The organism is Mesorhizobium muleiense (genome assembly GCF_900099905.1).
Classification (GTDB): Bacteria; Pseudomonadota; Alphaproteobacteria; order Rhizobiales; family Rhizobiaceae; genus Mesorhizobium; species Mesorhizobium muleiense.
The window spans coordinates 66685-90362 of sequence record NZ_FNEE01000018.1 but is presented as its reverse complement, the minus strand read 5'-3'; the positions used below and the strand labels follow the sequence as shown (position 1 = coordinate 90362).

The window sequence follows — 23678 nt, the reverse complement described above, 5'->3', positions numbered from 1 at the left end:
GATCAAATGAACTGACAGCGGGCAAAAACAAAGGAGTAGCTCATGCGGGTAGCCATCGTGTGGAACTATAAGCCTACGGAGGTGACCAATCAGTTTGGCCAGGCGCGTCCCGAGGAATACGGCCCCAGCCCGACAGATGAAAGGGTGGCGGCAGCCCTGCAAGAGGGCGGTCACGAGACACTCCTGTGTGAATGCGATTTAGGACTGCTCACTAAGCTCGAGCGATTCATGCCAGTCGATTCGCGAGGCCGCCCTTCAGGATTCGTCTTCAATAGGGCGGAGGAAATTCAGGGCGAGTTCCGTTACACCCACGTTCCCGCCATGCTTGAGATGGCCAGTATACCATACACTGGATGTGGCCCGCTAGCGATCGGGCTGACGCACGACAAGGTCATCACCAAGAGACTCATCCGCGATTGCGGCGTGCCCACCCCCAACTTTCGCGTGATGCGTCGCGGAACCGAGGGTACCTGCGACCTGCGATTCCCTGTGGTAGTGAAGCCACGTCACGCAGAGTGCAGCATCGGATTACAGCTCGTACATGAACCTGCTCAGTTGAGGCATGCCGTGGAAGTAATCGTTGCGCGTTATGCGCAGGACGCACTCGTGGAAGAATACATCGACGGGCGAGAAATTCATGTCGCTTTGCTGGGAAACGGAGAGCCCGAGGTGTTGCCGCTGGTGGAGCAGGACTTCGGGGACCGCGAAATGCGTCTTATGACTTGGGACGCGAAGTACACAGCGATCGCGGCGCCACCGAAGATTTGCCCGGCGCAAATCGGGAGCAGCCTTGCGGCTATGCTGCGGGAGATTTCGGTGGCGACCTACCGGGCCTGCCAGTGCCGGGACTACGCTCGCGTCGACCTCCGGGTCGACCATTGCGGCCAGCCCTTTGTCCTAGAGATCAACTCTATGCCGGGGCTCAGCATGAGTTCCGGGTTTGTCATAGCCTGGATGGCTAGAGGACACAGCTACTCTAGTTTGGTCAATCGCATCCTCGATGTAGCCCACACGAGGCACTTCGGCATCGGCATTCCTAGCTGAATACGCGACGGATTCGACGAGACGGTGAGGTGAGGTCTGCGCAGGCGCTAGGTAAGACTTCTTCGTGCCGCTCCCGAGGCCCTCGACGCGCAGACGATCGCCGAAGAGCTCTGATCTTGATCGCGAAAAGAGGTCGGCCATTTGAGTTGCGAGGCGTTGCAGCTTCCGCCGTCGCGCATCTCGATGTGAGATGTGAGGCGATGCCCCTTTGCCTTAAGTATTCTCGGCGCAAGTGGCGGCCACTTCCCGCGCGACTAGTACTACTGCGTCATAAATTGCGAGCCTGACGCGGACTGTCCATGGCCCTTGTGCAGCACGGACATCGTTGCAGACGGTTGGCCAGGGCCACGGTCAGGCGTCGCCTGATGGTCGGGATCGAGGTCGGGACGTGCCGCTCTGGTCGGATTGGAGGATCCGCGGGGTCGATTACCGCCGGGAAGACCAAGTGTTTGGCGGCCCTGGGCGCGAGTTGGAGTTGAGGGGGGAATCGTCTCCCGCAGAGAGACCAGGAAGCCATAGGCGGCGATACAGAGGCTGGCGTGGTGGTGGAAGCCCCGCCACCCTCGGCCTTCGGAGTGGCCCAGTCCCAGTTCCTGCTTGAGTTCCTGATAGTCTCGCTCGATCCGCCAACGCAGCTTGGCGGCGCCGACCAACTGGGTGACCGTAGCGTCGGCCGGCAAGGTGGAGAGCCAATATTGCTCGGCTCGACCTCGCCTTCAGGCCACTCGATCAGGAGCCACTCTTGGGCGTGAGCCTCGGGCCGATTGTAGTCCCTGGATGCCGGCCGCAAGCGCACGGCGGCGAAGCGGGAATTGAGCTCGGTGTTGGTTCCTTCGCGCCAGGCGATCGTGCGCCAGGTCTCGGCGTCAAACTCCTCGGCCAGGGCCTTGGCCGAGATCGGCTTGTGATTGTCGGTTCGGCGACTCGAGACGGCGGCCGGCCTCTTCCGCTCCAAGGCTTGGGCGGCAGCGGGCTCTCGCCTGGGCGCCAGACGCTGAGGGTGGGCTGAACGCCGACAACATAGGTCAGACCGAGCTCGGACAGGCCCGCGCGGAAACCGCCGTCGGCGCCATATCCGGCGTCGGCCAAAACCACGCCGGGCGCGACGCCCTCGGCCTTGGCCGTCCTGATCTGCTCGAGCGCGATCTGCGGCATGGTCCGGAACGTGATCTCCGCCGGAATCTTGGCCTTCTTACGTTGTTCCGGATCCTCCGCCCAGCTGTGCGGGAGATACAGTTCGTAGGCGATCGGAAGCGAGGCTGCGTCATTTGCGATCGACAGGCTAACCGCAATCTGACAGTTGTCCTGCTTGCCCAACTGGCCGCAATACTGGCGCGCCACGCCCACCGAGTGCTTGCCCTTCTTGGGAAAGCCGGTGTCGTCGACGATCCATGCCCGGATCGGTCCACGCTGCTCGATCCGTGGAAGAACCCAGTCGCGAACCCGCGCCAGCAAGGCCGCGCCCGACCACGGCGCCTGTCCCACGAAATGCAGCAGAGACTGATGCTTGGCCGCTACCCGCGACGGTGCCGTGACGGCCGCCAACGGTTCCACGCTCTTGCGCTCCATCGGCATCAGAAGTCCCAGGCAATAATCCTTCAGCGGCTCAGCTCGGTCGGCGTGGCCGATCACCCCGATCAAAGCATCGATATAGGGTAACGTATGTCCGCTTCTGCCGGTGAGGTGGCTCGCCCTACACTGCGCGTCCGAGGGTTGCTCGGCGGGCCGAGCCGATCCTCATCACAGGAGGACGAGCCGTGTCAGATTATAGGGAAGCATTTGTCGGAATCATGTCGCAAAGCTTAGGAACGCCATCGCGATTGCGGATGCCGGCCGGGAGGGAGAAGTTCGCTTCTTCGGCGAGGTCGACGCCTCGGATGAGAGCATGCGCCGAGTTATCCAGCGGATCGCCAACAGGTTCGATCGAGTCCATTTCTGCTACGAGGCCGGCCCGACCGGCTATGGTCTCTATCGGCTGATCCGTTCGCTGGGTCACGAATGCACGGTAGTCGCTCCGTCGCTGATTCCGAGGAAGCCCAGCGATCGCGTGAAGACAAACCGCCGGGATGCCCTCGGATTGGCCAGGTTGCTGCGCGCTGGCGAACTGACGGCGGTATGGGTTCCCGATGAAGGCCACGAAGCCATGCGGGATCTCGTCCGCGCCCGGGCGGCCGCAGTTGAGACACTTCGGGTCCACCGGCAGCATGTGAGCGCCTTCATGCTCAAGCACGGACGTATCTTTCCGCGCAAAAAGGGCTGGACGATGCGCTATCTCTGCTGGCTGCAGGCGCAGCAGTTCGATCATCCCGCACATCAGATTGCGCTCCAGGAGATGGTCGAGGCGGTTCGCATCTCGAAAGAGCGGGCCGAGCGGCTTGAGCGTGTGATCGAGGAGTTCGTTCCAGCCTGGTCGCTGGCGCCGATCGTACGAGCGCTCCAGACATTGCGTGGGGTCGATCTGATTGTCGCCGTGACGTTCGCTACCGAGGTCGGCGACGTGAGCCGTTTTGAGAGCCCTCGCCAGCTCATGGGCTACCTCGGCCTCGTTCCGGGCGAGCGATCGACTGGAGAGACAAAGACCCGGCACACGAAGGCATTCCTGAAAGCGCAGCCGAACAAATCCGATCGCATAGATGCCCGCGGGATCGCTCAGATGATGCGGGTCAATCTGTTCCGCCCGGTGCATGTGAAGACAATGACAAGCCAGAAGCGCCGGGCGCTGCTGACGGCGCGCAAGCTGCTGCAGGAAAAAGCGATCGCCATTGACAACGACATCCGCGGGCTCTTGCGCAACTTCGGGCTCAAGGTTGGCATGGTCGGTGCCGTCAAATTCGAACAACGTATCCGTGAACTCGTCGATGGCATGCCCGATCTGGCCGAGATCATCGAACCGCTGCTCGACGCGCGCAGCAAGCTGCGCCGGAATCCTGCCGCCCTTCACCGCAAGCTTCTGGTGATCGTCCGGAATGATCAGGTCTGCCGCCGGCTGATGTCGATCCCCGGTGTCGGCCCGGTCGTGGCGCTGGCCTACACCGCGACCATCGACATTCCGGCAAGCAAGACCCCGCGAAAGACGTTGCCATCACCGCACAGCGAGATCCGGCCGATGCGGCGGGACGTTGCGCTGATCGGCAACGAAGGCGCCGCCGGGCGAGATCGCGCATCAGGGGTTCGGTGACCGGCGTGTCGGCGAAGTCGAAGTCGTCGATGTCCTTGGCCAGCGGCAACTTGGCGACGGCGAACTGGTATTTGATGGAGCGGGCCTGCTTCTCCGATATCTCGGCTTGCAAGAGATCACTGACGATCCTGGGCGGCTCGTGCCGTCGCTTGATGGCGACGCCCATGATCTCGTCATAGGCGCTGCGCATCCCGTAGAGCTTCAGCGCTCCCCTCAGTTCCAGCACTTCGGTGCGTTCCATGGCTGTTTGTCCTCCTGAGACTGTCATAGCGGGCGCAGTCGGCGATCGGCTCGTGAGCCAGCTTCAGCGCCTGTGGAATGGAAAGGATCGTGCCCGGCGCCGGATCGCGGCTGCGGGCCAGGATGTTGAGGATCACCGCCGCCGATGAGACACCATGATCGAGGGCTTCCTGACAGGCCGCCTCGACCGCGTTCAATCCGTCGGTCAGCACGCAAGTGAGGATCGACACCATCTGCCGGTCGCCGTCATCGGCAGCCTTGAGCTTGCGGCGCACCTTCTCCATGGCTGACGGCAGAACCCAGGCCCGGAACGGCGCGCCGTTGCGTAGTCCGCCGGGCTTGCGGGCCAGAACCGGCACGTAGTGCCAGGGATCGTAGACGACCTCGTTGCGGCCGAAAGAGCGTGCGTGCTCGCCGACGACCGCGCCATCCTGGCGGATGACGATCCGGTCGGCATAGGCATGGATCTCGACCGGCCGGCCGACGGCGCTCGACAGCACCGAGTATTTGTTGTTGTCGAAGCGCAGCGTGCAGGTCTTCGACACCGACGCGGGAATGCAATGGTAGCCGTCGAAGCGACCGGCATAGGGAATGAAGCTGGCGCGTTCTTCTTCGAGTACGTCCCAGATCGTGCGCTCACCCTGTTCGGGATGCCGACGCGCCTTGGCATTAGGCAACGCATTTGTCGGCCAGCCAGCCGTTGAGATCCTCCAACGTCTTGAAGCGCAGCCTCGGTGTGAAGAAGCGCTCGCGCACCAGCCCGACCTGGTTCTCGACTTGCCCCTTCTCCCAGCCGGCCGCCGGTGTGCAGGCCTCCGGCTCGACAAGGTAATGCCCGCACATCTGCGCAAAGCGGCGGTTGTAGCGGTGATCCCTGCCGATGAAGATCGCGTCCACCGCCGTCTTCATGTTGTCGTAGATGCCGCGCGTGCAGGCGCCACGGAAGAAGGCGAACGCCCGGTCATGCGCGTCGAACACCATCTCCTGCGTCTCGCGCGGATAGGCCCTCACGAAGAACATGCGGCTGTGGCAGAGCCGCATGTGCGCGACCTTCACTCTCACCGTCACGCCGTCGAGCAGGACGATCTCGGTGACTCCAGTCGAACTGGTAGGCCTCGCCAGGTGCAAAACTCAGCGGAATGTAGGCCTCGGCCACGGCGCTGCCGCGATCCGCCGCCCAGCTCTGAGCATGCCGCCACCCCGAACTGTAGCTGCCGTCATAGCCGAGGCCGCGAAGCTCCTCGAAAATACGGATCAGCGTCAGCCGCTCCCGCTGCGGTTTGGCCGCGTTTGCCGACAGCAGCAGATCCAGCTTCTCACGCCAGGCTCCCATCCGGGGATAAGGCTGATGCTTGCGCTCGTAGCGGAACTCCGTCTCGCTCGAACGCAGGACCTTGCGCACCACCTTCCGGGAGATCTTCAACTCCCGGCAAATCGCCTTGATCGACTTCCCCTGCACCAGCGACAGCCGGCGAATCTTTGCAATCGTCTCCACAACCAACATCCAAAACGCAAATGCCTCCGATCAAACCGGAGGCATCTTGATGACCCCACGTTAAGGGGTCCCGTTTGGACGAAAATCACCCCTCAAACAGGGTCCTCATTCCACGAAAAATCACAAAGTCCAAGGACGAGGATGCCGGTCCGTCGGCTGGAGATCTTCACTGTTCGGGTCGGCGGCGTGAGTGGCCGCCGGAGGAGAAGGCCCGGATAGTGGCGGAGAGCGACGAGGCGGGCGAGACGGTTTGTGCTGTGGCACGCCGGTATGGACTTGCCCCGCAGCAATTGTTCACCTGGCGTCGGGCTGCTCGCCGGCCGATGGGGGAGACAGCGATATCGGAATCCATGTTCGTGCCGGCGGTGGTGACGGCAGCGCTTCCGAAGCCTGCGGCGAAGCATCGGCCACAGCCTAGAAAGCGGGAGCCGGCTCGAGACGCTGGTGTGATCGAGCTCGAGATCGACGGCATCGCAATGAGGGTGGGTCGTGGGGCGGATTCGAAGACGGTTGCAGCGGTGATCCGTGCGCTGAGAGCAACGTCGTGATCGGGCCAATGGGAGCGGTCAAGGTCATGGTGGCGACGAAGCCGGTCGACTTCCGCAAGGGAGCGGAAGCTCTGGCAGCGCTCGTGCGCGAGGCGATGGGCGCGGATCCGTTCTCGGGCACGGTCTACGTGTTCCGGGCCACGCGGGCTGACCGCATCAAGCTCGTCTACTTCGACGGCACGGGCGTATGCTTGTTCGCCAAGCGGCTGGAGGATGGCAAGTTCTGCTGGCCGGGCATTACCGATGGTGTCGTGCGACTGACGGCGGCACAGTTGCAGGCACCCCTGGAAGGCCTCGACTGGCGGCGGGTGCACGAGACGCGCGAGATGCGTGTTCCAACGACGGCGAGCTGACCATTGCATTATTGCCAAATCACTGGAATCCATGCTTGAATCCGCTTCGTGACCGACGCGGCCGCTGCCCTACCCGACGATCCTCATGCGCTTCAGGCGATGCTTCTGGCCGCGCGTGCGGAGAATGAGAGGCTCCGCCAAATCATCAAGGAGTTGCAGCGCTATCGCTTCGGGCGAAGGGCGGAGAGCCTGCCTGAGGACCAGCTGCTTCTGGGGCTGGAGGAAGCCGAGCAGGTAGAGGCGGAGGGCTTCGCCAGCGCGGAAGCCGCGGACCCCTCAAAGCGTGATGCCAGGGCTCGTAAGCGTCGCGCCAACCGCGGCTCGTTGCCCGGCCATCTGTCGCGCGTCGAGCAGGTAATCGACGTCGCCGACAAGATCTGTCCGTGCTGCCAAGGCCAGTTGCATGTAATGGGCGAGGACGTCTCCGAGCGTCTCGACATCGTGCCCGCCCAGTTCCGGGTGATTGTCACCCGTCGACCGAAGTATGCGTGTCGGGCCTGCGAAGAGGTGGTCGTGCAGGCGCCAGCGCCGGCACGTCTCGTCGAAAGCGGCATTCCTACAGAGGCCACGGTGGCTCATGTTCTGGTGTCGAAGTATGCCGACCACCTTCCCCTATATCGCCAGGCCCAGATCTACGCCCGCCAGGGCGTCAATCTCGACCGTTCGACACTCGCCGACTGGGTGGGCAAGGCAGCTTTCCTGCTTCGCCCTGTGCATGAGCGGCTGTTCGAGCGGCTGAAGGCTTCAGACAAGCTCTTCGCGGACGAGACCACTGCGCTTGTGCTTGATCCGGGCCGGGGGCGGACCAAAACGGGGCAGTTGGTTCGCCTATGCCCGAGACGACCGACCTTGGGGCGGAATGGACCTACCCGGCGTCGCCTATCTCTACGCTCCGGACCGCAAGGCCGAACAGCCGATCCGGCATCTTCAGGGCTTTGTCGGAACCCTGCAGGTCGACGGATACGCGGGTTACAAGGCATTGGCCGAACGCAACGCCGTGAGCTTGGCCTTTTGCTGGTCGCACGTGCGTCGCCGCTTCTATGAGCTCGCGCAGTCCGGCCCGCGCCGATCGCGACGGAGGCGCTCACCCGCATCGCCCAACTCTACCACATTGAGAGCGATATCCGCGGTCGTTCCGCCGACGAACGCCGCGCCGTCCGGCAGGAGAGAAGCCGTCCCGTCATCAATGCCCTTGAGCCGTGGCTTAGGCAGCAACTCACCCTTATCAGCCAGAAGACCAAGCTGGCGGAAGCTATCCGCTACGCGCTCTCGCGCTGGCAAGATCTGACAAGATTCCTCGACAACGGTCCGATCGAGATCGACTCCAACGTCGTCGAGCGCGCCATCCGTCCAATTGCGAAGACCGATTCATTATGCACCTCCTTTTTAAATGGCGGAAAACAGCGATTCCTGGTTGTCGTCGTGGATGCGACTCGGAGTATTGCGCGCCAAATCGGCCTTGATCCGTTCGTCTTCGAGGTCACTGGCGCGGATCTGGTAGGGCGCGCCGCGCATGACCTGCTCGGCCGGCAAAAGGCCATCCCTGATGAACCGGCGGATTTTGACGTGCGACACGCCGAGCTTCGCGGCCGCATCCGACATGGTGAGCCACTCGCCATTCTTGTCGAAGAGCGATAGCCGCTGATCTTGTGCACCGTGCGCAGCGATTGGACGCGTCGCGCCGTCCAGGTCTTTCCCTGACCGGTTTGCATGCCCATGCGATTGAGTGTGGCAGCGATTTCGGCATCCGACCATCGGGTTGCCATGGACCGCATGATCGCCAGAGCCTCCTCAGGCGTACGCTGGCCATGCTCTCCGGATTTGGGCTTGCGAACCCGTACCTGCGAGTGCTGGCCTCCATGCCAGTGGATGGTCAAGATCACGTCGCGCGCATCGTCATCGACATCCGCCACGATGTCCTTGATGAGCGCGCGCAGCAGTTGCTGACGACAGCGCATGTCGACACCCGGCGCATTCCAGGTGGCTTCGAGATCCTGGGCGAGGCCCGTGAAGTCCGGAACCGCGTCGACAGGCTCCACACGCTGGACTTCGCTCAGCCGGGCCTCGCAGGTCTCCACGCGCCTGAGCGTGGCTTCCCAACTCCTCTCGAGCTGGGCCGCAATAAGCCGGTTCTCCGGGTCGCAAGCGGCATAGCGGCGCTCGGCGAGCGATGCCTCATAGCGCGCCTGCTGCAGGTCCATCTCGATCATCTGCCGCCGCTTGGCTTCGCTCTCCAGTTGCATCCGTTCAGCCTCCAACGCCGCTTCGATCGCCATCGGCGCAACCGCCTCCAGCGCTTCGCGGGCCACCGCCGCGTCGGTGCGAAAGCCGTTGAACGACATGCAGGCCATAGCTCTTGCGAACGCGGCCATCAACGATCTCAGTGCGCTTCTCGCTCTTACCATAGACATACGCGCCGGCGTAGAATGGGTTCTTCAGGATCGAGATCACGTTGCGGTAGCGGATCGGAACCCAGTCGAAGGACACCATCTTCTTGCCGTCGGAGGGTCTGGGGAAATGCACGCCATCGTCGATCATCGAGATCAGGACCTGGCGCGCACTGCCGAGTTCGCGGAAGCGCGCGAATATCAGGTGAATGGTCTCCTGCAGGCGCATGTCGGGATCGAACCCGAGACCGTAATCGCGGTGCCAGACATAGCCGAAGGGCACGGAGATGCGCAGTTCTCCGCGCTGTGCCTTGGCGCGGGCGGCCTCGTACATGCGGGCACGCAGCACGCCGAGCTCGAACTCGCTGATGCTGCCCTTCATACCCAGCAGCAGGCGGTCGTTCGGCAATCCCGGATCGTAGACTCCGTCCAGATCGATCACGCGTGCATCGACTTCGCCGCACAACTCGAGCAGCCGATGCCAGTCCGGCCCGTTGCGCGACAGGCGGGACGCCTCCAGGCAAAGCACGGCGCCCACATGGCCGGTGCACAGATCGTCGACCAGGCGCTCGAAACCGGGACGCTCCACAGCCCCGCTTGCGGTTCGTCCCAGATCCTCGTCGATCACCTCTACTTTGCGGAATCCCCAACGCCGCGCGACGTCGACAAGCTCATACTGCCGACGCTGGGTCTCAAGGTTGAGCTGGACCTGCGCCTGAGTGGATTGACGCACATAGACGACGGCCTTGCGCTTGAGGACGGCAGTCGGAATCAGATTACCGCTCGTCATCGCAGCTCTCCTCCTCCGTTGCCACGCCGGCGGCGGCCCTCAGTACGTTGGCGAGCCGAGCGATCACTATGGTCCGTTGCGTTGAACTCAGCCCGTTCAGCTTCTGCGAGTCGAGCGGCAAGCTGAGTTGGCGAACGACCACGAGAGATCGTGTCGGGGGATGGCAGGGTTCTCATGTTGCGCCTCCGCGATGGTGAAACCATCCGGAGAGCCTCGCCGGAAACGGCGTTCGATCAAGAGCTTGTTAAGCTCAAGCAGCGCGGCAAGCGATACGCGCGGGGGGCCCAGGTCCATCGCCGCGCAAGCCACGGGATCGATCATCCAGGCCGGAGCGGTAATGACATGCCCGGGCGCGACGACGAGATGAATGATCCGGCCGTCGGCGCGCTCCCCCCGCATCCGCGACTTTCTGACTCAGTAAAACTAGACGCCGCCAATTTCCGATCCTGCGGGGAGCCAGCTCGTGGCAATGTTATGCTTTGGGCGAAGGGTGTCGAATGTTTCAGCTACGGAGCGGAGCGGCAAAATGATTCACGTTGGACTGGCCCCAGACATCCTCAAAGGCGTCGAAAGGTAGCCGTCGCCATCTAAAAACGCGATGGCAACGTCCGGAACATTATATTGGTGAAATCAACACCAAGGGGCGCATACTTGGCAGGCAGCGAACAAACTGCAACCGCCCGTCAACGCAATCCGCAAAATCGAGCGAAGTGAAGTGCAGATCAAAGATGTCCTGCTCGCGCCTGGCAATGGCGCGTTTTTCTATGACGATCAGGAAGCCATTAGGTCCGGCGCTGTCCAGGACGGCTTCGTCTATGTCGGCGCGCCGACAACGCCCGGATTCAAATCGATTCGGACGCCAGCATCTTCGCTCAGCGTCGGGCTCGTCCTTGCCGACGACACCGTCGTTTGGGGCGACATGATGAATGTCCAGTACTCTGGTGCTGGTGGGCGCGATCCTCTGTTCGACACCGATAAAATTTCAGATTTAACCTCCCGTGTTGTCGCGCCGCGGCTTCTCGAGGTCGATGCCTCTCGGTTTCGTGATTCTTGCAATGTTTTGAAATTAGTCGGACATCAGCTGTTACCTCCGGCTGTTGAGTATGGGGTCAGTCAAGCTCTTCTTCGCGCAGCTGCCCATCTTCAGCGTAAGACGATGGCGGAGGTCATGTGCGCGGAGTTTGGACTGCCGTTGCCGACGCGGAGGGTGCCGATTTACTGTCAGAGCGGCGATGCTCGCGAAATCAACGTCGACAAAATGATCCTGAAGTCCGTGGATGTGCTTCCCCACGGCCTGATCAACTCGCGGCAGAAATTCGGCGTCGACGGCCAGAGCTTCATGGATTTCGTGAAGTGGGTTGCAACACGCACGCACGAAATCGGCCGCCCGGGGTACCATCCGGTGCTGCATTTCGATGTATATGGGTGGATCGGCCTGGAAATAGGTCTGGAACCGCAACAGATAGCTGACTTTATCTGCAAGGTCGCAGATAGCGTCCCGGGTTTCACGCTTAATGTTGAGTCCCCGGCCGACTTTGGTTCGACGCAAGCGCAGATAGAGAATTTCGCCAAGATTGTATCGATCTTGGACCACCGGGGTTCCAGCGCTCGCATTGTGGTGGATGAGAGATGCAATACCTTAGAGGATATTCGGGTCTTTGCCGAAGCGAGGGCCGCGCATGTGGTCCAAATCAAGACGCCAGACGTCGGCTCAATCGCCGATACGGCTCGCGCGGTTCTTATCTGCAAGGAAAACAAGGTAGGGGCGTATGTCGGTGGGAGCTGTACTGAAACGGATCTCTCCGCCCAGGCTTCAGTCCACGTCTCTGTAGCGACCCAAGCCGACATGATGCTTGCAAAGCCCGGAATGGGTGTCGACGAGGCATTCTCAATTGTTGGGAATGAACAAAACCGTTTGCTGGCGATACTGAACCGTGGTCGGTCTCAAAACGAAAAAATTGGATGAAAAGCACGGTGTCGCATGCAGAACTCTCTTGAGGGGATTACGGTCGTAGCCGTAGAGCAGGCGGTGGCGGCGCCTTACGCCTCGTCACGGCTTGCGGATGCTGGGGCACGTGTCATTAAGATTGAGAGGCCGGAAGGGGATTTTGCCCGAAACTACGACAAGTTGGTGCGGGGACAGAGCGCTTACTTCGTTTGGCTCAACCGGGGCAAGGAGTCGGTGTGTCTGGACCTGAGATCGGAGGCTGACCGCGCCGTGCTGGACACGCTTATTGCCAGTGCTGACGTCTTCATCCAGAATCTGAAACCGGGCAGCATAGAAAGATTAGGGTTCGGGTCTACGGATCTCCGCAAGCGGTTTCCTCGGCTGATCACCTGCGACATCTCTGGTTTCGGGGAGACAGGTCCGTATTCCCATTTGAAGGCATATGACCTGATCGTTCAGGCTGAAACAGGTCTGTGCGCGATCACCGGCAACCAACAAGGACCCGCGCGTGTGGGGGTGTCGGTTTGCGACATCTCGGCGGGCATGACCGCGCATAGCGCCATTCTTCAGGCGCTGTATCACCGCGAAGTCACCGGCGAAGGGACCAGCATCCAGGTGTCACTGTTCGATGCTCTAGCCGATTGGATGAACGTGCCGGTTCTGCAAAACGACTACAGCGGGTATCAGACGGTGCGCGCCGGCGTGAAACACCCGTCGCTGGCGCCATATGGCGCGTATTGTTGCGCCGACGGCAAGGAGGTTGTGTTTTCGGTGCAAAATGACCGCGAATGGGTAAATTTTTGCGAGAAGTTCCTTAGGCGAACCGAGCTGACACGCGCACCTGGTTTTTCCGACAACATGGAGCGCCTCGGTAATCGGGTGCAACTTGACGAGATCATCGCGCTGCGCTTTTCCGAACTGTCCTGTCACGAAGCAATGCAGGAGCTTGAGGCAGCCGGTCTGGCATATGGCCGACTGAACGAGGTGGCTGATGTTTCTAGGCATCCCCACGTTCGCAGGGTAGCCGTTAGCACACCCGAAGGAACTGTAGAGACGATAGCGCCGGCGGCGATCTTCAACGCGGAGCGTCCCTCGCTGCGCCCGGTTCCGGCTCTCGGCGCTCATACGCAGACCGTCCGGGAAGAGGCTCTGAGGCGTTTGGGCGATAGGGCCGCGTCAGCATGAGCGCGCATCGTGTCGGGAGGTGGACGCGCTCGCGATTTGCAAAAAGCGTGACGGTTACTTGCCATCCAGTGCGGGCACTCGGCAAACTGGCTGCTACCGCCCTCGCTAAAATCGGCCGCAGAGGCACTCCGTGATCAAGGACACCGTTCCGGCCGTTGAAAGCGCGACGTTTGTGCCTCGCTGGAGATCCCTGCTCTTCGTTCCCGCTCACGTTCCCCGATTCGTGGAGGCGGCTCACGAGCGCGGGGCGGACGGCGTCATACTCGACCTCGAGGACTCCGTTCCCCAGGATCAAAAGGCTGAGTCACGGCGGCAGCTCCCTGAATCGGTGGCAAAGGTGGGGCGCAAGGGCGCATCTGTTTTGGTCCGCGTGAATCGTGGCTTGCGGGCGTTGGTGGCGGATCTCGATGCAGCTGTGGTGGCAGGTGTTGATGCGCTTGTCCTTCCGAAGACGGATTCGGCGGAGTCGGTATTAGAGATCGCGAATGCCGTATTGGAACTTGAAAGAGAAAGAGATCTTGTCCAAGGACGCATCCGTTTCCTTGCCCAAATCGAGACGCCCGCAGCACTGCAAAGGCTCGCGGCCATAGCCTCGGCTCATCCCAGGATGCTTGCAATGGCGCTCGGTCCTGAAGACTTCAGTGCCGCTGTTGGAGGCACGCCGGAGTTCGACCTCCTTTTGACGCCGAACCTTTCCGTTCTGTTTGCCGCCCGTGCGGCCGGATTGCTCCCTCTGGGCTTTGTTGGAAGCATCGGCGAGGTTACAGACACTGATAAACTTCGTGAGACCGCGGCGCATGCGCGGCGGCTTGGCTTTGCCGGAGCTTTGGCGATCCATCCGACACAGGTCGCCATATTCAATGAGGCCTTCTCCCCGAGCGCACAGGAAATCAAGTGGGCCCGTGATGTCATCGCTGCAGAGAACGATGCGGCCGCCCGCGGGCTGTCTGCATTCCCGTTGAACGGTAAGATGGTTGATCCGCCGGTGGTTCGGCGCGCCCACGACACTCTGGCTCTCGCGGGCAGGAACTGAGCTACCTCCGATCAATGAGACCGCGCATCTTTCCCGGCGTGGGGTAGGCAAGTATTACTTGCCGGCTATCTAGTTTCGAGATAATAGGATGGGACTGCGAAAGTGCCTCAGTTGGTTTAAACCGTGGATATCAGGCAGTTAAAATACTTCGTCGGCGTCGTGGAGGCCGGCAGTTTTACGAAGGCCGCTGCGCTCCTTCACGTTGCTCAAAGCGCCTTAAGCCTGCATGTACGTCAACTGGAGGAAGGGTTCGGAACCCAGCTGCTCGTTCGCGATAGGACGGGTGTCAGCGTCACCGCGTCCGGACACAGGCTGCTTGAGCGCGCCCGGATTATTCTAAGGGAAATTCAGCTCACTGAAGCGGAACTGACCAACTCGGTGGCTGCTCCTTCCGGAGAAGTGACCATTGGCATCCCGTCCGGCGCCGCACGCGTGCTTAGTGGTCCCCTGCTCGAATCGGTAAGAAGTGAACTGCCGAGGATCTCGCTTAAGATGATCGAGGGAATGACGGGACCGCTGGAGGAGTGGATGGCTGCTGGCCGCTTCCATCTGGCAGTATTGTATCGGACTGCCGAGAGCGTGGGGCAAATGACGGTGCTGGCCCGCGAAGAGTTTTACCTGGTGGTACCGCCGGGTGAACCGCCTTTCGAAAATTCGATCCCGCTCGTCGATCTGCACGCGTTTCCCCTGGCGGTTCCGATGCGCAATAACAATGTCAGGCGTTCGGTGGCTGATGTCGTTGCGCAACACGGTTGTGTGCTCGACGTAAGATTCGAAGTCGACTCCCTTTCTACGATCATCAATATGGTCATGGAAGGAAAGGCCTATTCTGTCCTCACGCCGTCGGCCATTCAGAAAGAGGCGTCTCAAGGCCGCGTCCGGACGGTGAAGATCGTTGATCCGGTGATCACCCGATCCGTTGTCCTTGCCGTTAACCCGAAAGATGAGCGCTCTCCAGCCGTCTCTGCCGTCCGCAACCTGATCCCCAAGGTCGTCAGGACATTGATCGAGGGCGGGCACTGGTCAGCCACGGCTCCCGACCTGGCTTAGGCCATTCTTGAACCAAGCTCTTCCAGTGCTATCGCCGCGCTCGTTCGCGGTTGCCTGAGCTCTATCAATCTGTCTTCGAGATGGTTTTGGTCGACATTCCATATTTGACCGGGCGTGACCATCGCGATGAAACTGCAGAAGCGAGCTCATGGTCCGGATGTCGGCTGGTATCGCACTGAATTCAGTCAAGCGGAGCACGCTATGTCCCACGCCACGAGCTACGAGCTCTTTATCAACGGTAAATGGCGAGCCGCTAGTAACAGAGCCACGTTGCCCGTGATTAACCCGGCGACGGAGAAGGTATTTGGCTCGGTGGCCTCGGCGACGGTGTCGGATCTGGGCGAGGCCCTCGCTTCGGCAGAGCGCAGCCGCAAGGCTTGGTCCTCACGGCCTGTAAAAGAGCGCGGCGAGATCCTTGTAGCAGCCGCCAGGATTCTTGCCACAAAGGCAGTCGACGCGGCGAACGATTTGTCGGTTGAACAGGGAAAGACGATTGCCGAGGCCACAGGTGAGTACGCGCGCGCTGTCGAAACGCTGAAGTGGAACGGCACCCACGCCGAAAAGCTGTCGGCCCCGATTCCGTTGGGCCCTAACAGGATGATCGTCCCGGAGCCCCTCGGTGTCGTTGCTGCCTTCACGCCTTGGAACTATCCCGCCGTTCTCATCGCCCGCAAGCTCGCCCCTGCGCTGGCAGCAGGCTGTCCGGTCATTCTTAAAGGTGCGGAAGAGACGCCGAGCGCCGCCGTTCATATCGTAGAAGCCTTGCGCCATGCGGGTGTCCCGGACGGGGTGGTCAATCTCGTCTTCGGTGTACCGGTGCATATTTCGCGCCATCTCCTCAGTTCCTCAATCGTGAAGGTCTTGACCTTCACGGGCAGCACGGCAGTTGGAAAACAGCTGGCCACGCTCGCCGCGAATAATTTGCAGCGCTGCGTCCTTGAACTGGGTGGACACTCCCCTGTCGTTGTGTGCGCGGATGCGGACCTCGCGCAGGCGGTCCCCGCGATATCGGAATACAAGTTCGAGTGCGCGGGCCAGAGCTGCAACGCGCCGAGCAGAATTCTGGTCGCGCGGACTCTCTATCAGGAATTCCTATCCCGAATGACGGAAGCCGCTCGTAAAATCAAGATCGGTCCACCGGACGACCCGGCGACCGAGATGGGCCCCATGGCGAACGCGCGGCGAATTGAAGCCATGCAGCGTCTGATCCAGGATGCGGTCGATCGCGGCGCCCGCATCGAGACTGGTGGCACCCGCCTCGACCAGCCCGGTTTTTACTGGCCGCCAACCATCCTGACAGGGGTGCCAAAAGATGCCAAAGTGCTTCATGACGAGCCGTTCGGACCGATCCTCACCGTGGCGCCGTTCGACACGATTGAGGAGGCGATCGAAGAAGCCAACGCCACTGAATATGGCTTGGCCGCCTACTTCTTCACCGACGCCGCTAATGCGAAACGGGCGCTGATCGATGGTCTTTCGGCGGGCGCTGTCAGTGTGAATTACCTGAAGGGGGTTTCGGCAGATGCGCCGTATGGAGGCATTAAACAGAGCGGCTATGGATACGAAGGGGGTGACCAAGGGGTGCGGAGCTTCCAAAGCCTGAAAATGGTTAATGGCCTCGGCTCATTTGGATGAGATCCGGTGGGAAATAGATCGCGGATCATCGCTGGCAAGGACATCACAAGGAGCGTTGCAGACGCTCTTCAGTATATCTCATACTACCATCCTCCAGATTATGTCCGGTCTCTTTCGCAGGCATATGCGCGCGAACAGAGCCCGTCGGCGAAGAATGCTATCGGGCAGATTTTGCTGAACTCGCGCATGGCGGGCTTCGGACGGCGCCCGATCTGCCAGGACACCGGTCTTGTGGTGGTCTTTGCAAAGGTCGGCATGGGGGTCCGCATTAAATCAGCGGCGAGTTTCGCCGACCTCGTGAATAGGGGCGTTCGCCAAGCATATCTCGACCCGGACAATCCCCTCCGACCATCGATCGTCTCGGATCCGCTTGGCCGACGGGTGAACACTCGTGACAACACGCCGGCAGTCGTCCACGTGGACCTCGTGCCTGGTAGCCAGATTGAAATCACCATCGCAGCCAAAGGGGGCGGGTCCGAAAACAAGGCGCGTTTCACCACCCTTAACCCCAGCGCGTCCGTTGCCGACTGGGTGGTTGACACCGTTTCGACCCTTGGCAGCGGATGGTGCCCACCCGGCCTTATCTCGGTCGGCATCGGAGGCAGCGCTGAAAAAGCTATGCTGCTCGCAAAGGAGGCCATGAACGAACCCATCGACATGTCGGAACTGACCGCCAGGGGGCCGGCAAGCCCAGAGGAGGCACTACGGATTGAGCTTTATGAGCGAATTAATGGGCTTGGCATCGGCGCTCAGGGCCTGGGTGGCCTGACAACAGTCGTGGACGTCAAGGTTGCAACTTATCCTACGCACGCCGCGTCGAAGCCAGTCGCGCTCATTCCACAATGCGCCGCCAACCGGCACCTGACGTTTACATTGGACGGCACAGGGCCGGTCCAGCTCCAGCCGCCTGACCTTTCTGAATGGCCACAGATCGGAAATGAAGAATTGCACACTGCTGAGGTCAGGCGGGTCAACCTCGATGCGCTCACAAAAGAAGAGACGGCATCATGGCGTTGCGGGGAAACCCTTCTTCTGTCCGGAAAGATGCTGACCGGCCGGGACACCGCCCACAAGCGAATGGTCGATTTGATCGATGCCGGCGAGCAGCTTCCTGTAGATCTGCGGGGTCGCGTGATCTACTACGTCGGACCCGTCCGCGCGGTGAGGGATGAGGTTGTCGGGCCGGCTGGCCCAACAACCTCGAGCCGAATGGACAGTTTTACTGAAAAGATGCTCGCCGAGACGGGGACATATGCGATGGTCGGCAAGGCCGAGAGGGGCCCGGCGGCCATCGAGTCAATTGTGAGATACAGAACGCCCTATCTCATCGCAGTGGGTGGTGCTGCGTACCTGATTTCAAAATCGATCAAGACGGCGCGGATCGTGGCCTTTGAAGACCTGGGCATGGAAGCCATCTATGAATTCGAGGTGCAGGACATGCCAGTCATCATGGCTGTCGATGTTGAAGGAAACTCTATTCATAATTCCGGGCCAATCGAGTGGCGTAAGCGCATGGCCGCCGATACGATCGCCCGCAACATCGGCGTTTGATTATTCCCGTTAGGCCAATTAGTCCTGTGTCGGCTACGCGTAGACTATCAAAAGGCAGTGAGAAGCTTTGTCTTTGTATCGGGCAAGCTGTGCGCATGGGCTTATGCCTACACCAGCATCGCCTGCGACGAAGGCAACGCTGGGCTGGCACGACCGGACCATGGATGCAATTGGCGGCAGACCCTAGGCAGACTAAACGTAAAGCCATACTCAGCCCGGCAATCCCATGAAGTCGAAACTCAACACAGTTCGCCTGGACGCTTGGGACCTTCGGATCCTCGCGGAGCTTCAGACAGACGGTCGGATATCGAAGAGCGAACTGGCGAAGCGCGTCCATCTGTCGGCCTCGGCTTGCTCGGAGCGGCTCCGCATACTCGAAACAACAGGGATTGTTGAAGGCTATTACGCGCGGCTGAGTCCATCCCTCACCGGGGGCGTGATTTTCGTGATGGTGGAGGTCGTGCTGGATCGTCACCGCCTCGAAGACCAAAGACACTTTGAGACGGCAATTCAAGGCATCTCCGAAATTTTGGACTGCTGGGCGATCGGGGGCCGGGTAGATTACCTGATGCGCGTTGCAGCTCCTTCTATGGCTGCCTACCAGGAATTCATGGAGGGTTTGCTACAGGTTGGACTCGGGATCGATCAATATTACAGCCTCATAGTGACGAAATCCGTAAAATCCAATTCGCCCATTCCCTTGTCCGCGCCAAGACAACGCTGAGTTGTCCGTGTTTTCCACGGAGATTGACGCAACTTCCGTGATTTCATCGGCCGCGGACGTGCATTGCCGTGGAACGTGGAGTGTGTCCGCCGGTATAGTCAGCCCTAGACGAGCGGGGACTGAGTGTTCTCCGCCGGGCAATAAACGGGAGAGCGACAATGAGTCTGACCAATCTGGGAACCAAGCAAGTCCAAGAAAAGGATCGGACCTTCGTCTTTCATCCTTCCACGCACTTGGCAAAACACAGCCGCGGCGAGACGCCAAACCGGATCATGGCCGGAGCGGAAGGCGTCTACATCTGGGATACTGAAGGCCGAAAGAGCCTCGACGGTTTCGGTGGGCTCTATTGCGTCAACATGGGATATGGATGCACGGAGATTGCTGACGCCATTGCCAAGCAAGCGCACGACTTACCGTTCGCTCATGTCTATGCCAGCCAAGGCACGGAGCCCGTTGCCCGCTTAGCGGAGGCCGTGGTGGAATATTTCGGGCAGAACATGCAAAGAGTTTATTTTGGCCTCTCCGGTTCCGACGCCAACGAGACCAATATCAAGCTCGTCTGGTATTATAACAACGTTCTCGGGCGTCCCGAAAAGAAGAAGATCATTTCGCGACATCGCGGTTATCACGGTTCCGGCCTGGTCACTGGAAGCCTGACAGGTCTTCCGTTTTTTCATAAGTTTTTCGACCTGCCTTTGAATCTGGTACGCCACACAACGACCCCACATTACTATCGGCAGGCGCATGAGGGCGAAACCGAAGAAGCCTTTTCCAAACGCTGCGCCGACGAACTCGAGGCCCTTGTTCTTGCCGAGGGCCCGGAAACTGTTGCGGCCTTTATCGGAGAACCGGCACTTGGGACTGGCGGCATCGTTCCGCCCCCAAGGGGGTACTGGGCGGCTATTCAAGAGGTGCTGGATAGGCACGATATCCTGCTGATCGCCGATGAAGTCGTTTGTGGCTTCGCGCGAACCGGCGAGAAATTCGGCTCGCACCTCTATCGGATGCGCCCGGATTTCGTCACCATCGCCAAGGGCGTTAGTTCCGCCTACCTCCCAATTTCCGGGTCAATTATTGGCGACCGCGTCTGGTCTGTCCTGGAAGAAGGAACCGAGAAGAATGGACCTCTCGGCCATGGCTGGACATATTCAGGGCATACGCTTTGCGCGGCGGCCGCACTTGCCAACATTCAAGTACTTAAGGAAAGAAAGATCCTGGAGCATGTCCAGGATGTCGGGCCGTATTGGCTTTCCCGCATGAAAGCCGAATTGGAGGGACATCCCATTGTCGGCGAAGTTCGCGGCGTTGGAATCCTGTCAGCAGTAGAGCTGATGCGGGATCCCAAGGCGCGCGTACCGTTTGAGCCCGAGCTGCAGGTCGGCGCGCGTGCCGCCGCTGCTCTGCTTGAAAACGGTGTCATCGGCCGCGCCATGCCGCATGGCGATATCCTCGGCTTTGCACCGCCACTGATCATCACCCGGGCCGAAATCGACATCATCGTCGATGCGACGGCGAAGTCAGTTGACACGACGTACCGCGCCTTGAAGGCGGAAGGCGCCGTATAATCTTCGTGAGCGCCAAACGACTTGTTTTGCTGCTGTCGTCCGGTCCTCCCATTTGACCGCTGGCGTTGCGCGGCGAGCCCTGCCGGTGTACCTCCCCGCCGGCAGGGCGTATTTCTGAGACATTGCAGGTCCACCACATCGCGCCAGTGAATGGATGCTGAGAAGAACAATTATGCTTCGTAAGAAACGCTTATGATGCCGAGCACCCGGACTTGCTTCCACCCCTAAGCAAGTTGCCGAAGACCCAGTGAAGGTTCTGACAAGGGCAGACATGCAATCTGTCTTCGAAAGATTTTTTGGAACAGCTTTCGGATGGCGACGATGAGGTCGATTTCCACAGCGCCTTGGCCTATGTGACCTCACGACTCGACCTACTCGCCTTAACGTGTTGAGAGCTCATTAACTGCTCCTCCGCGGTATCGACGGTTCCGTCGATGGTTGCGTGCGCCTCCTGCCCTCCACAGGGCCGACTATGCTTTGCGACATTTTCCGGCTGTTGGAAGGAAAGACGGCGCTGAGCATCCGAACATATTGGAAAGCAGCCGCTTCGCGCTCGACATTGCTTCGTCGCAGCGCGGCTAACACAACCCAGAAAGTCAGAGAGACGCGGTTTTTCTGCATCAGCCGAATATGGTTTGCAGCAAACAGCCGGTGACGGCTGATATCGTAAGCATGCACAAAGACCCCACCATTCGTCCCGAATACTCAGGAGAACTACGTGCCTGAAGTCAAACTGTTTAAGCCCACGGACGTCGAGCAAAACTACAACCACAGGGGTACGTCGTGGCATGAGTTTGTCAACGAGAAAGACGACTCACCTCTAGCTTCAGGCACCACGTATCTTCGAGATTCTGATTTCGAGTGGACACTATGGTATGACGAGATGATATGCATTGATCCAGGGCAACTGCTCGAGGTGACAGTGGATGGTCGTGCGTATTCTCTGGCAAGAGGAGAATGCATAGGCTCCCCAACGGTACCGTCGCGAGGTATCGGTCCACCGGCCTTGCTTTGATGTACTATGCAATTTCTCCGTCCGACTGGAGAAACGATACCCGGTATGCCCGGTATGCCCAATCTCGCTAAGATATGCCACGATCTGAGTTCCGTGACCCGTCTGCTCGTGACCCGTATAGCTAGCGTGTCCCGCCGATTGGAGAAATTTGGATCATGACGACGTACCCGCTGGTGCTGAGGCGAGCTGCCGCAAGGGGGCCCGCACAGCGATACCCCCGGCTTTGCCCCGCCACTGATCATCGCCAGGAATACGAAGTCGACATCATCGTCGACGCGACGGCGAAGTCAGTTGACACAAGGTACCCCGCTTCGAAGGCGGAAGGGCCGTATAATCTTCGTGAGCGCCAAACGACTTTGTTTTGCCGCTGTCGTCCGGTCCTCCCATTGACCGCTGGCGTTACGCGGCAAGCCCTGCCGGCGCACCTCCCCGCCGGCCAGGGCGTATTTCTGAGACGTAGCAGGTCCACCATCGCGCCAGTGAATGAATATTGAGACGAATAACCATGCTCCGCAAGGCACGCTTATGATGCCGAGGACCCGGGCTTGTTTCCACCCCCAAGCAAGTGGCCGGAGACCCAGTGAAGGTTCTGACACGCAGACATGCAATCTGTCTTCGAAGGTTTTTGGAACAGCTTTCGGAAGGCGTCGATGAGGTCGATTTCCACAGCGCCTTGGCCGATGTGAGCTCACAACCCGACCTGCTCGCCTTCGCCTATCTCTCGCTACCGCCGCGGCCAGGTGACAAGCCCAGGCTGATCTCCAACTATCCGGCGCCCTGGACAGCGTGCTATCTCGAGCACCAGTACCAGAGCATCGACCCCGTCATCGTGCGTGCCCGCGTCGGCGAATGCCCCTTCCAGATGCCGATGGACTGGCAGGATCGCTGCTCCTATGACTTCACCGCTCATTTGACGTCGAGTGGCTAGGCCTGGGAGTTCTTGCGTCGCAAACCGGCATTCCGGCGCTTTCTGCTCGCTGCGCTCCAGGAGGCCAATACACTGTCTCGCGGAGCCCTTGTCGACGTGATCGCCTCTCCGCGATCTCTCGCGCTAATTAGGAGTTTTGTTTCGCCCGCTCGCAGTGCGGTCGTTCTGGTGTGCGTCGGTGCGCCCATGTGTTGTCGGTCGTCGCGAAACAGACGTCCGCGTCGCCAACTCCCTTCGAAATGAGGTCATTGTCATGTCGGACGACAGTCCTGCTGGGAACCGGCAAGTGTCAGCACGTCCCTCTCCGCAAAGCTGGGCACACCATCCAGCTCGTATTTCCCGGCGGACATCCTGCGGCCGCTTGCCTGCGTGCTGAGGCGATCTGGCCCGCAGCACTTTCGAAGCATCGCTTCTGGGCGCTCGAATGCGTCAATGCCCTTTGTCTCGATGGAGAACTGCCCGCCGCTTGTTTCCCTCAAAAATTTGCAGCCCGGTTGCCATTCGTTCGTCGGGCCCTCGACGGGTCGCTCGCGTCCACCGCGAGATTGTTGAGGCGCTGATCGACGAAGGGCTCATCCAGGCCAATTTGAGGGATCCTGGCGGTCATCTGCGCGATCGCGCCCGCCGCGCCGTCTCTCGTAGTCACGCGCTGATGAATAGCGGGTACCGAGATTTCCTCGTCTAAAAAGGCGTCGCAACCCGCGCTGTAATCAGCCGGCGAACAGTTGCTTGCAACCGGTTGTCACCATCCAATTCGCGCGATCGATATGGCTGCGAACAGCCTTGCGGGCACGGATCGGTTCAAGGGCCGGGTCGATGCCGAGAATGAGTTCGGCCATTTCCTCTACGCTGGCATTATCGACGCAGGCGTCGAGGATGCGCAGGTAAATGGTGCGATGTTGCCTGTCGTAGCCCGTGATGCTGTCTGACCAGGGGACTTCGTCGCGCAGTGTTGAGCTTTGAGTCCCATCTGTTCCCGTTGATCGATTCATGTCTGCCGTGAACCTCG

The 23678-nt window shown here is 60.3% G+C and carries 16 protein-coding genes and 6 pseudogenes; 16 read left to right on the top strand and 6 right to left on the bottom strand.

Annotated features, from left to right (window positions below; genetic code table 11):
• Nucleotides 1–42 precede the first annotated feature (42 nt).
• The gene (locus BLT09_RS24950) at nt 43–1044 is read left to right on the top strand and encodes a D-alanine--D-alanine ligase family protein (protein ID WP_091597960.1); all 1002 of its coding nucleotides are present in this window, start codon (nt 43–45) and stop codon (nt 1042–1044) included.
• A gap of 260 nt (nt 1045–1304) precedes the next feature.
• Here the strand turns inward: BLT09_RS24950 and BLT09_RS24945 are convergent.
• Nucleotides 1305–2694 (bottom strand): annotated as a pseudogene (locus tag BLT09_RS24945) (IS701 family transposase).
• 107 nt (nt 2695–2801) lie between these two features.
• On the opposite strand from BLT09_RS24945, the pseudogene BLT09_RS24940 reads away from it, so the two are divergent.
• Nucleotides 2802–3628: pseudogene (locus tag BLT09_RS24940) on the top strand (IS110 family RNA-guided transposase); the annotation flags it as partial.
• Nucleotides 3629–4159: 531 nt separating this feature from the next.
• Here BLT09_RS24940 and BLT09_RS35115 read toward each other — a convergent pair.
• Nucleotides 4160–4463: pseudogene (locus BLT09_RS35115) on the bottom strand (ATP-binding protein); the annotation flags it as partial.
• Nucleotides 4396–5966 (bottom strand): annotated as a pseudogene (istA, locus tag BLT09_RS24925) (IS21 family transposase). The pseudogenes istA and BLT09_RS35115, both read right to left, overlap by 68 nt.
• A gap of 209 nt (nt 5967–6175) precedes the next feature.
• Here istA and BLT09_RS24920 point away from each other — a divergent pair.
• The 3 genes and pseudogenes from BLT09_RS24920 to tnpC form a co-directional block, all read left to right on the top strand.
• Nucleotides 6176–6505: a transposase gene (locus BLT09_RS24920; protein ID WP_236473631.1), complete on the top strand. Its 330-nt coding sequence runs from the start codon at nt 6176–6178 to the stop codon at nt 6503–6505.
• An 8-nt stretch (nt 6506–6513) separates the two neighbouring features.
• Nucleotides 6514–6858: an IS66 family insertion sequence element accessory protein TnpB gene (gene tnpB, locus BLT09_RS24915; protein ID WP_091597957.1), complete on the top strand. Its 345-nt coding sequence runs from the start codon at nt 6514–6516 to the stop codon at nt 6856–6858.
• Between the two features lie 99 nt (nt 6859–6957).
• Nucleotides 6958–8223 (top strand): annotated as a pseudogene (tnpC, locus tag BLT09_RS24910) (IS66 family transposase); the annotation flags it as partial.
• A 21-nt stretch (nt 8224–8244) separates the two neighbouring features.
• Here tnpC and BLT09_RS24905 read toward each other — a convergent pair.
• Nucleotides 8245–10035, bottom strand: a pseudogene (locus BLT09_RS24905) (recombinase family protein).
• A 96-nt stretch (nt 10036–10131) separates the two neighbouring features.
• A complete protein-coding gene (locus BLT09_RS34435; protein ID WP_164891671.1) occupies nt 10132–10434 on the bottom strand; it encodes a hypothetical protein in 303 nt (100 codons plus the stop codon).
• 316 nt (nt 10435–10750) lie between these two features.
• Here BLT09_RS34435 and BLT09_RS24900 point away from each other — a divergent pair, with 316 nt between their 5' ends.
• From BLT09_RS24900 to BLT09_RS24855, 11 genes are all read left to right on the top strand, one after another.
• Entirely contained in the window at nt 10751–12001 is a 1251-nt protein-coding gene (locus tag BLT09_RS24900) for a methylaspartate ammonia-lyase (RefSeq protein ID WP_091597954.1), read from the top strand.
• Nucleotides 12002–12016: 15 nt separating this feature from the next.
• Nucleotides 12017–13168 carry a CaiB/BaiF CoA transferase family protein gene (locus BLT09_RS24895; protein WP_091597951.1) on the top strand — a complete coding sequence of 384 codons (1152 nt, stop codon included), beginning with the start codon at nt 12017–12019 and terminating at the stop codon, nt 13166–13168.
• 130 nt (nt 13169–13298) lie between these two features.
• A complete protein-coding gene (locus BLT09_RS24890; protein WP_236473632.1) occupies nt 13299–14201 on the top strand; it encodes an HpcH/HpaI aldolase/citrate lyase family protein in 903 nt (300 codons plus the stop codon).
• Nucleotides 14202–14324: 123 nt separating this feature from the next.
• The gene (locus tag BLT09_RS24885) at nt 14325–15251 is read left to right on the top strand and encodes a LysR family transcriptional regulator (RefSeq protein WP_091597948.1); all 927 of its coding nucleotides are present in this window, start codon (nt 14325–14327) and stop codon (nt 15249–15251) included.
• Between the two features lie 201 nt (nt 15252–15452).
• Nucleotides 15453–16886 carry an NAD-dependent succinate-semialdehyde dehydrogenase gene (locus BLT09_RS24880; RefSeq protein ID WP_091598024.1) on the top strand — a complete coding sequence of 478 codons (1434 nt, stop codon included), beginning with the start codon at nt 15453–15455 and terminating at the stop codon, nt 16884–16886.
• A gap of 6 nt (nt 16887–16892) precedes the next feature.
• A complete protein-coding gene (locus BLT09_RS24875; protein ID WP_091597945.1) occupies nt 16893–18437 on the top strand; it encodes a fumarate hydratase in 1545 nt (514 codons plus the stop codon).
• 226 nt (nt 18438–18663) lie between these two features.
• Nucleotides 18664–19161: an Lrp/AsnC family transcriptional regulator gene (locus tag BLT09_RS24870; RefSeq protein ID WP_091597942.1), complete on the top strand. Its 498-nt coding sequence runs from the start codon at nt 18664–18666 to the stop codon at nt 19159–19161.
• A gap of 158 nt (nt 19162–19319) precedes the next feature.
• Nucleotides 19320–20726: an aminotransferase gene (locus BLT09_RS24865; protein WP_091597938.1), complete on the top strand. Its 1407-nt coding sequence runs from the start codon at nt 19320–19322 to the stop codon at nt 20724–20726.
• 472 nt (nt 20727–21198) lie between these two features.
• Nucleotides 21199–21381 carry a hypothetical protein gene (locus tag BLT09_RS35885; protein ID WP_353830040.1) on the top strand — a complete coding sequence of 61 codons (183 nt, stop codon included), beginning with the start codon at nt 21199–21201 and terminating at the stop codon, nt 21379–21381.
• Nucleotides 21382–21444: 63 nt separating this feature from the next.
• Nucleotides 21445–21741 carry a cupin domain-containing protein gene (locus BLT09_RS35880; RefSeq protein WP_091597935.1) on the top strand — a complete coding sequence of 99 codons (297 nt, stop codon included), beginning with the start codon at nt 21445–21447 and terminating at the stop codon, nt 21739–21741.
• Between the two features lie 625 nt (nt 21742–22366).
• Entirely contained in the window at nt 22367–22669 is a 303-nt protein-coding gene (locus tag BLT09_RS24855) for an autoinducer binding domain-containing protein (protein ID WP_236473633.1), read from the top strand.
• Nucleotides 22670–23379: 710 nt separating this feature from the next.
• Here BLT09_RS24855 and BLT09_RS24845 read toward each other — a convergent pair.
• Entirely contained in the window at nt 23380–23661 is a 282-nt protein-coding gene (locus tag BLT09_RS24845; protein WP_091597932.1) for a DUF2285 domain-containing protein, read from the bottom strand.
• Nucleotides 23662–23678: the final 17 nt, after the last annotated feature.